Below are 13,048 nucleotides of genomic sequence, written 5' to 3'. Positions count from 1 at the left end.
AATCAGAGGTAAGGCGAACCCAGCCAGATAATCCGGTCCAGAAGGCGCTCCAGGAAAGGCCGGCTCTTGAGACGCGCAAGGTTGACCTCGCGGCTGTCCTCGATCACCTTGCCGATGCGCTCCTCCACCTGACGCGCCACATCGCGGTCGAGGATTTCAAGATCGACCTCGAAATTCAGCCGCAGCGAACGCGGATCGATATTGGACGATCCGACATAGGACCATGCGCCGTCGATGGTCATCAGCTTGGAGTGGTTGAAGGCGCCGCCCGCCCGCCAGATGCGGCAGCCGTCCTTCAGCAACTGGTCGAACTGGGCGCGCATGGCGCGGTCGACGAGCTTCAGATTATTGACGCCCGGCACGACGATATCCACCGACACGCCGCGCCGCGCAGCCGTCACCAGCGCGCTGATCAATTCGCGGTCCGGCAGGAGATAGGGCGTCATGATGAGAATATGCTGCTCGGCAATCGAGAAGGCACCCATCATCATGCGCTGGTTGGTTTCCACGTTCTTGTCCGGTCCCGACCCGACGACGCGCACCAGCGTTCCGGTGCCCGGCGGGTTTTCCGGCGGTGCGATCTTCCATGCTTCCCCGGTGAGAAGCTCGCCGGTTGCAAAGCGCCAGTCTTCCGATGCGATATGAAAAAGATCGGCAATCGCCGGACCTTCCAGCTTGAAATGCGTATCGAAGGCCACCGCGTCGCCCGCTATCCTTCGCACGAAGCCCGCACGAATATTCATACCGCCGGTGAAGGCGATCTTGCCGTCGACGATGAGGATTTTACGGTGGGTGCGCAGATTGGCGTAAGGCAGGCGCAGCCCGATGATGATATTGCCGTTGAACACATCGACCGCGACGCCCTTGTCTTTCAGGAGCTTCACGATGCTCGGAAAGGAATAGCGCGCACCGACCGCATCGACGAGCACGCGCACTTCCACGCCGCGCCGGACCGCATCGCCCAGGGCATCGGCAAATACTTCCCCAATCCCATCCCGGTCGAAAATATAGGTTTCCAGCATGATGCTGCGCTCGGCGCGGCCTATGGCGTCGAGCATGGCGGCATAGGCTTCGTCGCCCGTCTCCAGCATGTCGATATTGTTGCCGCTCGTGAAGTCATAGAGGCTCACCGCATCGCCCAGTATCTTCATCGCTCCGAACTGACGCCCGAAGGCTGCGCGCACGAGGTCATTCGTCGTATCGAAGTGCGACAGGTGATAAAGCGCAATCTTGCCCCGGTTGGCGCGCTGGTGGCTGAGGGTCGAACGGCGGATGCGGTTCACACCCGCAATGGCATAGACCACCGCTCCCACGATCGGCGAAAGCACGATCACGCCTACCCAGCCGATGGCGGTGCGCACTTCTTCCTTCGTCATGGTCGCGTGAATGGCGGCGATCGCTCCGAGAACAACCGACAGGACAAACAGGATATGTGGCCAGTAGTGGGAAACGAGATCGAACATCGGCAGACTTTAAGCGGAAAACGACTGTAATAGCAAAGGGATATAATGCTGCGCCCACCAAACGAACAGGGGCTGTGATAACGATCCGCCAAACCTTCGCGTGACTTGGAGGCGCCTTAGCACCGGACCCGAGAAAACTGCGCCTTGCAGCCCCGTCTCACGAAGAACGCGGCGGTTGTGATAAGCTGGTCAAATTCAATACATGCTCTATACTGGTCATGAGGCTTGACAATTTGAGGGACGTCTCATGGCAACAGCTCATAATGATATCGACCGCCCGACCTTTCCGGCAGAACTTTCCAGCAAGTGGGGCTGGTTTCTCGCCCTTGGGGTGGCGCTGCTGATCCTCGGAGGCATCGCCTTCGGCAATCTGGTTCTCGCCACCGTGGTCTCGGTCTACTATGTCGGCCTGATGATGCTCATCGGCGGCGCCATGGAAATCGTTCATGCATTCGGCGTCAAAACCTGGGGCAGCTTCTTCTTCTGGCTCCTGAGCGGCCTGCTTTATACGGCGGCGGGCATCGTCGCCTTCATCAATCCGGTGCTGGCGGCCGGCGTGCTGACCTTCCTTCTGGCGGCGGCACTTCTCGGTTCCGGCGCATTCCGCATCTGGCTCGGCTTCAAATCAAAACCATCGGCTGGCTGGGGGTGGATCGTTGCGGGCGGTGTCGTCACGTTGCTGCTTGGCCTCATCATCGCCATCAAATGGCCGGTCAACAGCCTGTTCGTCCTTGGCCTTTTCCTGGCGATAGACCTGATCTTCCAGGGCTGGTCCTTCATCGCCTTCGCCCTCGGCATCAAGAGCCGCTAAAAGCGCCGCGCACCATCGGCAAAGCGGCGCAGACTGCGCCGCTTTCATCCGCCACGAGACTTGTAACATGGCGCTTGTTGAGATTCTGGCCAACTCCTGCTAGATGCTGGCCAACATCTTCGCGGCGCGCCTTCACGCGCAGCCCAACATTTCGCCATCACGAGTTTCTTCATGCCCGCTGACCATCCCGTTTCCAAGCGCCGCACATTCGCGATCATCGCGCACCCGGACGCCGGTAAGACCACGCTGACCGAAAAGCTGCTGCTGTTCGGCGGCGCCATCCAGCTTGCCGGTGAGGTGAAGGCCAAGAAGGACCGCATCCAGACCCGCTCCGACTGGATGAACATCGAGCGTGACCGCGGCATTTCCGTTGTCACCTCCGTGATGACCTTCGAGTACAAGGATTGCATCTTCAACCTGCTCGATACGCCGGGCCACGAAGATTTTGCCGATGACACCTATCGCACGCTGACCGCGGTCGATTCCGCCGTCATGGTCATCGACGCCGCCAAGGGTATCGAACCGCGCACGCTCAAGCTTTTTGAAGTCTGCCGCATGCGCGACATTCCCATCGTCACCTTCGTCAACAAGATGGACCGCGAGGCGCGCGACCCGCTGGAAATCCTCGATGAGATCGAGGAAAAGCTGGCGCTCGACACGGCCCCGATCACCTGGCCCATCGGTTCGGGAAAAAGCTTTGCAGGCACCTTCGACCTGCATAGCGACACGCTGCGCCGTCAGGACAATGAAGAACAGCCGACCAAGGTCAGCGGACCGGAAGAAGCCGCAAGGCTTCTGCCGGAAAACGAGCGTGAAGCGTGGCTGGAAGGTGTGGAACTGGCGCGTGGCGTCTGCCGCCCGTTCGACCTCGCCGCCTTCCGCGAAGGCCACATGACCCCGGTCTATTTCGGCTCGGCGCTGAAGAACTACGGCGTGCGCGACCTGATCGAAGCCTTCTGCGATTTCGGCCCTTCCCCGCGCGACCAGCAGGCCGATGCCCGCATGGTGGCGGCGACCGAAGACAGGATGACCGGCTTCGTGTTCAAGATTCAGGCCAATATGGACCCGAACCATCGCGACCGCATCGCCTTCCTGCGCGTGTGCTCGGGCAAGCTGTCGCGCGGCATGAAGGCAAAGCTGGTGCGCACCGGCAAACCGATGAGCCTTTCCGCACCGCAGTTCTTCTTCGCCCGTTCGCGCCAGATTGCCGACGAAGCCTTTGCGGGCGACGTGGTCGGCATCCCCAACCACGGCACGCTGCGCATCGGCGATACGCTGACCGAGGGCGAGGATATCCTGTTCCGCGGCGTGCCGAACTTCGCGCCGGAAATCCTGCGCCGCGTTCGCCTCGATGATGCAATGAAGGCCAAGAAGCTGCGCGAAGCGCTGCAGCAGATGGCGGAAGAAGGCGTCGTGCAGCTCTTCCTGCCCGATGACGGTTCGCCCGCTATCGTCGGCGTTGTCGGTGCGCTGCAGATCGACGTCCTGACCGAACGGCTAAAGGTCGAATATTCACTGCCGGTCGGCTTTGAAATGTCGCGCTTTTCGGTCTGCCGGTGGATTTCTGCCGACGATCCGGCTGAGGTCGACCGCTTCATTGCCGCCCATCGCGCCGATATCGCACACGATCTTGACCGTGACCCGGTATTTCTGGCCCAGAACGGCTTCTCGCTCAACTACGAGGCCGAGCGCTGGAAAGACATCCGCTTTGCCACCGTCAAGGATTATCAGGTCCGCGGCAAAGCTGATCCTTTGGAGAGAAAATGAACGATCCGGTTCTGGCTGCGCTTGATCCGCCTCAGGCGCTGCGGCAGCAATTGCGGGATTATCGCAGTCGGCAGGACGAGCTTGGCCGCTCGACGGCCAATGTGCATCTGCTCGACCATCCCGAACAAGAACCGCTGGTTCTGAAAGTGGAGCCGCAAAGCCCGGTCGGCGAACTTGCCGACGAAGCTGCACGGCTTCGCTGGCTCAGACAGCAAAACCTTGCCTGCCCCGAAGTCCTCGCTTTCGAAATCGCGCCGGAACACAGCTTTTTGCTGATGACGCGCCTGCCGGGTCAGGATCTGGCTTCAGCAGTCGGCACGCTCGCGCCGGAGCGTATTGTCGATATTCTGGCGAGCGCCCTGAAATCGATGCATGCCATCGACCCGGCTTCCTGTCAGTTCGATCACCGGCTGGAGTTCCGCATCGAAGACGCCCGCAAGCGTGTCGAAGCGGGCGCGGTCGATGAAGAGGATTTCGACGAGGAACGTGAAGGGCGGACACCGCAGGGAGTTTTCGAAGAACTGCTTAGGTTGAAGCCCGAAAGTGAAGATATTGTCGTCACCCATGGCGACGCCTGCCTGCCGAATTTCATGGCCGACAAGGATGCCTTCACCGGTTTCATCGATTGCGGCAGGCTCGGCCTCGCTGACCGCCATCAGGATCTGGCGCTCGCCTGCTGGAGCATCCGTTACAATCTGGGCGAAGCATGGGTAGCGCCGTTTCTGGCCACCTATGGCGGGCCGGCGATCGAAGAAGCAAAGATCAGCTATTATCGCCTGCTGGACGAGTTCTTTTGAAATCCGGTTCAGCTCGATTGAAACTCCGCATATCGTCACCGATTTGCAGATGGCGCAGTTTTTCGGGATTGCGAACGAGATAGATCGCGTGGACCTGCCCCTCGGCAATCTCCAGTGCGGCGACCTGCGGCAATCCATCCGCTTCCATGCTGATATGCCCCGGCAGACCGTCGAACACGGCGAACTGCCGGATGGCGGGAGGCACACCATCGGCCTTGCGGGAGATCCCCTCGTAGAAGCGCATGATCTTCGCTCGCCCATAGATGGGATTGAGCGCCGCGTTGCGGACACCGCCGCCATCGGAATACATGATGGCATCTTCCGCCAGAAGGCCCTGCAATGCGCTGAGATCGCCACTGCGCGAGGCTTGAAAGAAGGCTTCCGCGATGGTGCGTCCGCGGTCTTCCGGCAAGGTGAATCGCGGCTTTTCCTGGCGCACATGCATCCGTGCCCGGCTTGCAAGCTGTCGGCAGGCCGCCGCGTCACGGTCGAGCACTCGCGCGACTTCCCCAAAGTCCATGCCGAAAACGTCGTGCAGCAGAAAGGCCGCCCGCTCCAGCGGCGACAGCCGGTCAAGCGCCAGCATGAGCGTCAGCGTTATATCGTCGCTCCGGTCTTCCTCTTCCTCGACCAGAGGTTCGGGAAGCCATAACCCGGGATAGGTCTCACGGCGCACGCGCGCGGATTTCAGATAATCGAGCGCGAGCCGGCTTACGACCCGCACCAGCCAGCCCTCCGGTTCCCGGACGGTTTCCTGCGCTGCCGTATTCCAGCGCAACCATGCTTCCTGCGCAATATCCTCGGCTTCCGCATGAGAACCTATCATGCGGTAAGCGATACGAACGAGCCGGGGCCGCAGGGCCTCGAACGCGTCCGCATCGAAGCTGTTGCCCGTATCAGGCTGCTGGCGCATCGGTCGTGACCGGATGCACGGTGCGGAACCCGACCGCAACACGGTTCCAGAGATTGATCATATTGATCGCCATACTGAGCTTCACGATCTCCTCATCGGTGAAATGCGCTTTCAACGCTTCGTAATCCTCGTCCGGCGCGCGGGTCTGCGCGATCAGCGTCAATGCTTCGGTCCAGGCCAGTGCAGCGCGTTCACGCGGCGTGAACAACGGCGATTCGCGCCACGCGGCCACGAGGTAGAGGCGTTCTTCAGTCTCTCCCGCCTTGCGGGCATCGCGCGTGTGCATGTGAATACAGTAGGCACAGCCATTGATCTGCGATGCGCGAATACGCACGAGCTCATAAAGACTATATTCCAGCCCGGCCTCCGACACGGCCTTTTCCGCCTCGACCATAGCCTGCATGATCTTCGGTGCCAGCTTGTAGGGAACGAGTCTTGCTTCCATGATATGTCTCCTTGGGGCTTACGATTTGAAGTCGTTCACCATCAAGACGAAACAGGCACCGCAGATGTGACATGGCTCGCAGAGAAGTTTACCTGTCTGCTTCCAGCAGTTTTTCGGCGATCTTTCCGGCCAGTCTTTCAGCAACCTGTTCCTTGCTCATTTCCGGCCATTCCTCGATACCGGACCGGCTGAGGATACGGACATGATTGCGGTCGCCACCCATCACGCTGCTGCCATCCGGTGCGTGCGAAACATCATTGGCAACGATCCAGTCCGCGCCCTTCTTCTCAAGTTTGGCTCTCGCATTTCCGGCCACGTCCTGCGTTTCGGCGGCAAAGCCGACGACAAGGCCGGGACGCCTGTCGCTATGGCCGACACCGGCCAGAATGTCGGGATTCTCGATCATGGCGAGCGTCGGCGCGCTTTCCCCGAGCTTCTTCTTGATCTTCTGCCCGGCTTCATTGGCCGTGCGCCAGTCTGCAACCGCCGCCACCATCACCGCCGCATCGGCGGGAAGATGCCGCTCCACCGCAGCCTGCATTTCACGCGCCGTCTCGACATGAATGACATCAACGCCTTCGGGATCGGGAATGGTTACAGGGCCGGAGACCAGATGCACCGTCGCGCCAAGCCGCGCCAGTGCTGCCGCGATCGCATGGCCCTGCTTGCCCGACGAGCGATTGGCGATATAGCGGACCGGATCGATAGGCTCATGCGTCGGCCCTGACGTCATGACGATGGTTTTGCCCGCAAGTGGTTTCGCCTGCGGTGAGAGCAGGTTTTCAATGGTCGCGACGATTGCCAGCGGCTCGCTCATGCGGCCCGTTCCAGCCTCGCCACTTTCCGCCATTTCGCCCCTCTCCGGTCCGACGAAGCGAACGCCATCCTTTTCAAGCGTCAGGCGGTTGCGCCTCGTCGCGGGATTGTCCCACATGGCCGGGTTCATGGCAGGCGCGATCAGAACCGGCACCTTGCGGGCCAATAGCACGGCACTTGCCAGATCGTCGGCAAGCCCGTTGGCCATCTTCGCCATCAGGTCGGCGGTCGCCGGCGCGACGACGATCAGGTCCGCATCGCGGGCAAGCCGGATATGCCCGACATCCTGCTCGTCCTCCCGCGAGAACAGATCGGTAAAGACATGGTCGGTGGACACCGCGCCGATGGTCAGCGGCGTCACGAATTGCTGCGCGGCAGCCGTCATCAACGGGCGCACATGCGCGCCACGCTCACGCAGACGGCGGATAAGGTCAGGCGTCTTGTAAGCTGCAATGCCACCGCCGATAATGAGAAGAATGCGCCTTCCGGCCAGTGAAGCCCCCGCCCCAGGCGACCCCGCCACGACCGGCGCGGCTTCATTCAGCCCGGCCAGCAGGATGCGCGCCTCTTCTTCCATCGAGCGCCCATTTTGTGCCGCACGAATACGGAGACGTTCCTTGGCGGCGTCATCAAGATTACGGATGGTAATGCTGGCCATGTGATTGCACCTGCCTGTTGCAAATGCAATCATTGAAATCACTTTAAAAGCTGGCTGTCACCTTAAAAGTGATTTTATAGCCGAATATAAAGCTTGATAGCTATTGCAGCGAGCGAAATCGCAATCACGACCTGCGCAATGCGGCCCCAGCGCGAATGGCGCGCCTCTGCCCGACCGATAGCTTCCGCCGTCGCCTCGTCAAAGCGCAATCCATTCACCGCCATATCGTCCAGCGCGACGGAAACACGTTCCACGCGTGCCACAAGTTCCGGCGTCTTGCGCGTGAAATGCAGCAGCGAATAAGCGCTGTCCTTCGCGTCGAGAAGCATACCCTGCGGCCCGAGATTCTTGGCGATCCAGTCGCCGACCACCGGCTCCGCCGCCTTCCACATGTTGAAATGCGGATCGAGCGTGCGTGAAACACCTTCCACAACCACCATGGTCTTCTGAAGCATCAGAAGCTCGGGGCGGGTTTCCATATCGAAAAGTTCGGTCACTTCAAACAGCAAGGTCAGAAGCTTGGCCATGGAAATGGTTTCGGCGGGCTGGCCGTGGATCGGCTCGCCAATGGCGCGGATGGCCTGCGCAAAGCTTGCCACGTCATGCGTATGCGGGACGTAGCCGGCTTCGAAATGCACTTCCGCCACGCGCATGTAATCGCGTGTGATGAAACCATAGAGGATCTCGGCAAGGAACCGCCGCTGCTGCTTGTTGAGCCGCCCGGTAATGCCGAAATCGACCGCAACGATCAGGCCCTGATGGTCCACGAACAGGTTGCCCGGATGCATGTCGGCATGGAAAAAGCCGTCGCGCAGCGTATGGCGCAGGAAGGACTGGATCAGCGTTTCAGCAAGCTTCCGGAGATCGAAACCGGCGGCTTCAAGCGCTGAAATGTCCGACATCTTAATGCCGTCGATCCATTCGAGCGTAAGCACATCGCGGCCCGTGCGCTCCCAATCGACCTTGGGAACGCGAAAACCCGCATCATCCTTGATGTTCTCTGCAATCTCGGAAAGCGCTGCCGCTTCAAGACGCAAATCCATCTCGATGCGAGTGGTCTGCTGCAGCGTCTCCACAACCTGAACCGGCCGCAGGCGGCGCGTGAAAGGAACATGGCGCTCCTGCATGCGCGCGACCATGTAGAAACCTTCGAGATCGCGGGCAAAACGCTGGCGCACACCCGGACGAATGACCTTGACGGCAACCTTCTGGCGCGCTCCGTCCTTCATGATTTCGGCCGGATGCACCTGCGCCATGGAAGCGGCGGCTATCGGCGCATCGAATTGCAAGTAAAGATCATCGATCTTCCGGCCCAGCGAACCTTCGATTGCCGCAACCGCATCGACCTGCGGGAAGAAGTCGAGCCTGTCCTGCAAAAGTTCGAGGTCGGCAGCAACATCGCGTCCCACGATATCTGGCCGCGTCGCCAGAAACTGGCCGAGCTTTACGTAGGACGGGCCGAGCTTGTTCATGGCGCGCGACATGCGCTCGGAACGCTGCATGTGGCGCGCGCGCGGACGCGCCAGAATGCCCGCAATCTTGTGCCCGAACGCCGGAAGACCGGAAAGCCCCTCAACAGGCAATGCACTGATGACGCCTTCGCGCGTCAATATCCATCCGGCCTGCATCAGCCGGAAAGCGGCGGAAAAACTGCTCATGCCCCGATGCCCCGTTCCTGACCCCGTTTCATCACAGGCACGATCAAAGCTTCCAGCCGGAATGGAGCGCGGCAATGCCGCCGGTGAAATTGCGATAGCTGACGCGCTCGAAACCAGCCTTCTCGATCATCGTCGCAAAATCCTGCTGCTTGGGGAATTTGCGGATCGACTCGACCAGATAGCTGTAGGAATCCGCGTCGCCGGTGATCATCTTGCCGATGCGTGGAATAGCGTGGAACGACCATTGGTCATAAATCTTGTCGAGAACCGGCAGTTCAACCTCGGAGAATTCGAGGCAGAGGAACCGACCGCCCGGCTTCAACACGCGATAGGCTTCGGACAGCGCCTTGTCGATATGCGGCACATTGCGAATGCCGAAAGCAATCGTATAGGCGTCGAAGCTGTTGTCCTGGAAAGGCAGTTCTTCGGCATTGGCCTCGACGAATTCGAGATTGTCGGCAAGCCCCTTCTTGATCGCGCGTTCACGACCGACGCCCAGCATCGAGCCGTTGATATCGAGAATGGTGACATGGGCCTGACGACCGGAAGCCTCGACGATGCGGAAGGCGATATCGCCGGTACCGCCAGCAACGTCGAGCGAGGTCCAGCCCGGGCGCTTCGACGGCGCCAGCCATGCGATCATCGCATCTTTCCAGACGCGGTGCATGCCCGCCGACATGAGATCGTTCATCACGTCGTACTTGCTGGCGACCTTATGGAAAACGTCGTTGACCAGGCCCTGCTTCTCGCTTTCGTCAACCGCCTTGAAACCGAATGAATGCTCCATGCCGCCTTGTGCGCCCACGCGGTCCGCATTGCCGTTCTGCTGGCTCATAGCTCATCCTGCTTCTGATTATTAAGACGAAAACGATTTCCGTAATGCATATAAAGCTTGTGCTGGACGATACAAGCAGAGACCGCCCTCCACTACCCCTTTTGTGAAGGGACCTTGCGAACCGTCTTGCGTTAGCGTTTAAAAATGGCCAAAGAGACATAAAACTGTGCGTGCGCGCTCGCCACGCGTTTTCTCCGGCGCAAACTGCCGCTAAAGTCAAAAAGATAACAAGAAAAGTGGAAAGATCATGGGCGTTACAGTCGTCAGCCATCCGCTTGTCCAGCACAAGCTTACCATCATGCGCAAGAAGGAAACGTCCACGGCCAGCTTCCGGCGGCTGCTGAAGGAAATCTCGTTGTTGCTCTGCTATGAAGTGACGCGCGATCTCGAACTGACCACCATGCCCATCGAAACGCCATTGATGCCGATGGATGCACCGGTGCTCGAAGGCAAGAAGCTCGTCTTCGCGTCGATCCTGCGCGCCGGCAACGGCCTTCTGGAAGGCATGCTCGATCTGGTGCCTGCTGCCCGCGTCGCTCATATCGGGCTTTATCGCGATCACGACACGCTGCAGCCGGTCGAATATTACTTCAAGGCGCCCGAAGACATCGTAAACCGCCTCATCATCGTGGTGGACCCGATGCTGGCCACCGGACATTCGGCAATCGCAGCCATCGACAAGCTGAAGGAACGCGGCGCGACCAATATCCGCTTCCTGTGCCTGCTGGCGGCGCCGGAAGGCATCAAGCGTTTCACCGAAGCCCATCCCGATGTCGACGTGTTTACCGCGTCCATCGATGAGCGCCTCGATGAAAAGGGCTATATCGTTCCCGGCCTCGGCGATGCCGGCGACCGCATGTACGGCACCAAGTAAGCATTAACCCGCGCCTGCTATCGTGCCTCCAAACGGGGGCAGCATGGCGCGGGCTTTTACGATCCTTCTGGTATTCGCGGGACTGGCAATCGCCTTCCCGCTCCTGTTTGAAAAATTCAGCCCGCAGCTGAAAGCCGGTTCAAGCACAGCCGCGACAGCCTCATCCGCTTCTTCGTCGCCCTCCACTGCCTATAGCGGCCGCCGCGCGCAGATCACGCCGGACAGCCGCGGCCATTTCATCGCGGACGTCAGGATCGCCGGTCAAACCCTTCGCGCCATGGTGGATACCGGAGCAAGCGTCGTTGCAATCAACGCAAATGCCGCGCGGCGCATCGGCCTGTCGCTCAAACCCGATGATTTCAGATATCGCGTCTCGACCGCCAATGGCGAAACCCTTGCAGCACATGCCGTCCTGCCGAGTATCGAAATCGGACGTATCCGCGTGGAGAATGTGGACGCCATGGTCCTGCGGGACGACGCGCTCTCGGATACGTTGCTTGGCATGAGTTTTCTGAAGCGTCTGCGTCACTATGAAGTATCGAATGGCGCACTCATGCTGACGCAATGATGTGATAGCGTACTTCCGATACAGGTCAAAAGCGGTTACATCCACTGACCACAAAGCCTCAAGACCGATGGAAGCCAGCCATGACACCGGACCAACGCCTGACCGAGCTCGAAATTCGCGTAGCCGAACAGGAAAAGACAATCGATGAATTGTCATCCGTTCTGGCCGAACAATGGAAAACCATCGACCAGCTTTCCAAGAAACTCGGCGCACTGACCGATCGTTTTCTGGAACTGGAAGAGCAGACCGCGCCGGACGTGCCGGTCACCAAACCACCGCACTGGTAGTACATTATGCTTCAGATTGTCCCGCTTGCCGACCGTCCCGATCTCGTAACCGTCTGCGCCGCATGGAACCATGCGGAATGGGGTGAATTTACCGGGTCCACCCTCGATGAGACCGCACAAGCCTTTTACGACATCTCCCGTGAAGACGATGGGCAGGCAGCGCGGGTCGCGCTGTGGAACGGGGAACCTGCCGGGCTTGCCCTCCTGATCCATAGCGACCTGGAAACGCATCCGCATCTGAAGCCGTGGGTGGCGAGCGTGTTCGTTGCGCCCGGCCATCGCGGCAAAGGCATCGCCAAAGGTCTTGTCGGCGCCATTGAGGACGCCGCCCGGCAACATGGCTATGGAGAGGCCTATCTCTACACCAACAAGCCGGACCTCTATCGGCAGATCGGCTGGAGCGATTTCGAGCTGCTCGATGGCGACTATGCAGGAATGCTGATCATGCAAAAGAAAATCGCGCGGTAAGAACCACGCGATCTTTTATTACCGGCCCGCTTATTGTGCCAGCGGGATCGGGCAACTCACGCCAGTGCCGCGCAAGCCGCAATAACCGTTCGGGTTCTTCGCCAGATATTGCTGGTGATAGTCCTCGGCATAATAAAACTCCGGCGCATCCTCGATTTCGGTAGTGACCGGGCCGAGTCCGCGAGCGGCGAGCGCCTGCGTGTAGTTTTCACGGCTCTTTTCCGCCACGTCACGATCCGCCTTGTCGAAAGTGTAGATGACCGAACGGTAGGTCGTGCCGATATCGTTGCCCTGTCGCATGCCCTGCGTCGGATCGTGCTCTTCCCAGAAGACGGTCAAAAGCTCGTCAAGGCTCACAACCTTCGGATCGTAGACGACCAGCACGACCTCCGCATGGCCGGTGAGGCCTGTGCAGGTTTCCTCATAGGTCGGGTTGGGCGTAACGCCGCCCGCATAACCGACCGCCGTCACATATACGCCCGGCACCTGCCAAAACAGGCGTTCGGCACCCCAAAAGCAGCCCATCCCGAACAGAACCTGCTTGTAATCTTCCGGCCACGGTCCTTTCAGCGGGCGCCCGTTCACGAAATGGGTGGCGGCAGTCGGGATCGGCGCCGCGCGCCCGGGCAAAGCCTCGTCCATCGAGGGCATCTGCATCTTCTTGCGATAGCTGTCCAAGAAACTCATG

The 13,048-nt window shown here is 59.8% G+C and carries 14 protein-coding genes; 7 read left to right on the top strand and 7 right to left on the bottom strand.

All coding sequences use genetic code 11. The features are described from left to right. Positions 1-2: 2 nt before the first annotated feature. The gene (gene cls, locus ACS5UA_RS12355) at positions 3-1,463 is read right to left on the bottom strand and encodes a cardiolipin synthase (RefSeq protein ID WP_006467607.1); all 1,461 of its coding nucleotides are present in this window, start codon (positions 1,461-1,463) and stop codon (positions 3-5) included. A 247-nt stretch (positions 1,464-1,710) separates the two neighbouring features. Between cls and ACS5UA_RS12350 the strand changes: the two genes are divergently transcribed. From ACS5UA_RS12350 to aph(3')-IId, 3 genes are all read left to right on the top strand, one after another. Beyond that, positions 1,711-2,274, top strand: a complete 564-nt coding sequence (locus ACS5UA_RS12350) for an HdeD family acid-resistance protein (protein WP_075042326.1) — start codon at positions 1,711-1,713, stop codon at positions 2,272-2,274. Positions 2,275-2,445: 171 nt separating this feature from the next. Next, a complete protein-coding gene (locus ACS5UA_RS12345; RefSeq protein WP_443101356.1) occupies positions 2,446-4,041 on the top strand; it encodes a peptide chain release factor 3 in 1,596 nt (531 codons plus the stop codon). Beyond that, a complete protein-coding gene (gene aph(3')-IId, locus ACS5UA_RS12340) occupies positions 4,038-4,838 on the top strand; it encodes an aminoglycoside O-phosphotransferase APH(3')-IId (RefSeq protein ID WP_443101355.1) in 801 nt (266 codons plus the stop codon). Before ACS5UA_RS12345 ends, aph(3')-IId begins: the two co-directional genes overlap by 4 nt. Here aph(3')-IId and ACS5UA_RS12335 read toward each other — a convergent pair. From ACS5UA_RS12335 to ubiE, 5 genes are all read right to left on the bottom strand, one after another. Beyond that, positions 4,804-5,751: a sigma-70 family RNA polymerase sigma factor gene (locus ACS5UA_RS12335; protein WP_443101354.1), complete on the bottom strand. Its 948-nt coding sequence runs from the start codon at positions 5,749-5,751 to the stop codon at positions 4,804-4,806. The genes aph(3')-IId and ACS5UA_RS12335 overlap by 35 nt on opposite strands. Then, positions 5,735-6,196, bottom strand: a complete 462-nt coding sequence (locus ACS5UA_RS12330; RefSeq protein WP_006467611.1) for a carboxymuconolactone decarboxylase family protein — start codon at positions 6,194-6,196, stop codon at positions 5,735-5,737. Before ACS5UA_RS12330 ends, ACS5UA_RS12335 begins: the two co-directional genes overlap by 17 nt. Positions 6,197-6,284: 88 nt before the next feature. Next, positions 6,285-7,670, bottom strand: coding sequence for a bifunctional phosphopantothenoylcysteine decarboxylase/phosphopantothenate--cysteine ligase CoaBC (gene coaBC, locus ACS5UA_RS12325; RefSeq protein WP_443101353.1), 1,386 nt, complete (start codon positions 7,668-7,670; stop codon positions 6,285-6,287). A 74-nt stretch (positions 7,671-7,744) separates the two neighbouring features. After that, positions 7,745-9,328 (bottom strand): 2-polyprenylphenol 6-hydroxylase, encoded by a 1,584-nt coding sequence (gene ubiB, locus ACS5UA_RS12320; protein ID WP_443101352.1) that lies wholly within the window; start codon positions 9,326-9,328, stop codon positions 7,745-7,747. Positions 9,329-9,371: 43 nt separating this feature from the next. Continuing rightward, entirely contained in the window at positions 9,372-10,163 is a 792-nt protein-coding gene (gene ubiE / locus ACS5UA_RS12315) for a bifunctional demethylmenaquinone methyltransferase/2-methoxy-6-polyprenyl-1,4-benzoquinol methylase UbiE (protein WP_021587135.1), read from the bottom strand. Between the two features lie 247 nt (positions 10,164-10,410). Between ubiE and upp the strand changes: the two genes are divergently transcribed. The 4 genes from upp to ACS5UA_RS12295 all read left to right on the top strand — a co-directional run bounded on the left by upp (position 10,411) and on the right by ACS5UA_RS12295 (position 12,360). After that, positions 10,411-11,037: a uracil phosphoribosyltransferase gene (gene upp / locus ACS5UA_RS12310; protein WP_006467614.1), complete on the top strand. Its 627-nt coding sequence runs from the start codon at positions 10,411-10,413 to the stop codon at positions 11,035-11,037. Positions 11,038-11,080: 43 nt separating this feature from the next. Next, a complete protein-coding gene (locus ACS5UA_RS12305) occupies positions 11,081-11,605 on the top strand; it encodes a retropepsin-like aspartic protease family protein (RefSeq protein ID WP_443101351.1) in 525 nt (174 codons plus the stop codon). An 80-nt stretch (positions 11,606-11,685) separates the two neighbouring features. Continuing rightward, positions 11,686-11,892 carry a SlyX family protein gene (locus ACS5UA_RS12300; protein ID WP_021587137.1) on the top strand — a complete coding sequence of 69 codons (207 nt, stop codon included), beginning with the start codon at positions 11,686-11,688 and terminating at the stop codon, positions 11,890-11,892. A 6-nt stretch (positions 11,893-11,898) separates the two neighbouring features. Continuing rightward, a complete protein-coding gene (locus ACS5UA_RS12295; protein ID WP_006467617.1) occupies positions 11,899-12,360 on the top strand; it encodes a GNAT family N-acetyltransferase in 462 nt (153 codons plus the stop codon). A 30-nt stretch (positions 12,361-12,390) separates the two neighbouring features. Here the strand turns inward: ACS5UA_RS12295 and msrA are convergent, their stop codons facing one another. Then, positions 12,391-13,047, bottom strand: coding sequence for a peptide-methionine (S)-S-oxide reductase MsrA (gene msrA, locus ACS5UA_RS12290; protein ID WP_443101350.1), 657 nt, complete (start codon positions 13,045-13,047; stop codon positions 12,391-12,393). Position 13,048 lies beyond the last annotated feature (1 nt).

This window comes from Brucella sp. RRSP16 (assembly GCF_052246815.1).
Classification (GTDB): domain Bacteria; phylum Pseudomonadota; class Alphaproteobacteria; order Rhizobiales; family Rhizobiaceae; genus Brucella; species Brucella intermedia.
The sequence above is the reverse complement of the archived record's forward strand: the minus strand, read 5'-3'. Positions and strand labels throughout refer to the sequence as shown.

Coding starts and splice junctions, on each gene's coding strand:
- ACS5UA_RS12330 (WP_006467611.1), bottom strand. CDS start 6,196: ATGGAAGCAAGACTCGTTCCCTACAAGCTGGCACCGAAGATCATGCAG.
- ACS5UA_RS12350 (WP_075042326.1), top strand. CDS start 1,711: ATGGCAACAGCTCATAATGATATCGACCGCCCGACCTTTCCGGCAGAA.
- ACS5UA_RS12300 (WP_021587137.1), top strand. CDS start 11,686: ATGACACCGGACCAACGCCTGACCGAGCTCGAAATTCGCGTAGCCGAA.
- ACS5UA_RS12305 (WP_443101351.1), top strand. CDS start 11,081: ATGGCGCGGGCTTTTACGATCCTTCTGGTATTCGCGGGACTGGCAATC.
- ubiB (WP_443101352.1), bottom strand. CDS start 9,328: ATGAGCAGTTTTTCCGCCGCTTTCCGGCTGATGCAGGCCGGATGGATA.
- ACS5UA_RS12295 (WP_006467617.1), top strand. CDS start 11,899: ATGCTTCAGATTGTCCCGCTTGCCGACCGTCCCGATCTCGTAACCGTC.
- msrA (WP_443101350.1), bottom strand. CDS start 13,047: ATGAGTTTCTTGGACAGCTATCGCAAGAAGATGCAGATGCCCTCGATG.
- ACS5UA_RS12345 (WP_443101356.1), top strand. CDS start 2,446: ATGCCCGCTGACCATCCCGTTTCCAAGCGCCGCACATTCGCGATCATC.
- coaBC (WP_443101353.1), bottom strand. CDS start 7,670: ATGGCCAGCATTACCATCCGTAATCTTGATGACGCCGCCAAGGAACGT.
- ACS5UA_RS12335 (WP_443101354.1), bottom strand. CDS start 5,751: ATGCGCCAGCAGCCTGATACGGGCAACAGCTTCGATGCGGACGCGTTC.
- ubiE (WP_021587135.1), bottom strand. CDS start 10,163: ATGAGCCAGCAGAACGGCAATGCGGACCGCGTGGGCGCACAAGGCGGC.
- cls (WP_006467607.1), bottom strand. CDS start 1,463: ATGTTCGATCTCGTTTCCCACTACTGGCCACATATCCTGTTTGTCCTG.
- upp (WP_006467614.1), top strand. CDS start 10,411: ATGGGCGTTACAGTCGTCAGCCATCCGCTTGTCCAGCACAAGCTTACC.